General features: G+C 47.7%; 1 protein-coding gene. It reads right to left on the reverse strand.

The window, feature by feature from the left end; genetic code table 11:
• Window positions 1-375 (reverse strand): hypothetical protein (locus V7S75_RS12060; protein WP_459514233.1); only part of this gene is annotated, 375 nt, incomplete at both ends.

A 375-nucleotide genomic window follows, 5' to 3' on the forward strand; every position in this document is an offset into this window, starting at 1 on the left:
AGCCCGTATAATTATAATAGCCACTACCCAAACGAATCGTCAAACCCGAATTGAACTGAACCTCGCCGCCACTCGTAATAGTCAAAGCCTTCAACGCATTCGTGTTCTGACCAGTCACCATATTCACACCAGCATCAAACACAATACTGCCCACCTGCGTACCACCCACGCGCGCAGACTTAATCTCAACCGAATAATTCACTAAGTAATTCTGAAGCTCCGTGTATAAGATATTCGCATTATCCCCACTCGAAGTAAATGTATACGTAGTGCCTGACAAAGACCAGGCGCCATTGCTCGTGGCCACACTCGTAATACGTACATTGCTATGACCCGTCAGCAACGTAATGTTCGCGCCAGCTACCAACTCTCCCG

The sequence above is a fragment of the Aquirufa sp. TARAVU-A1A genome, assembly GCF_054558675.1.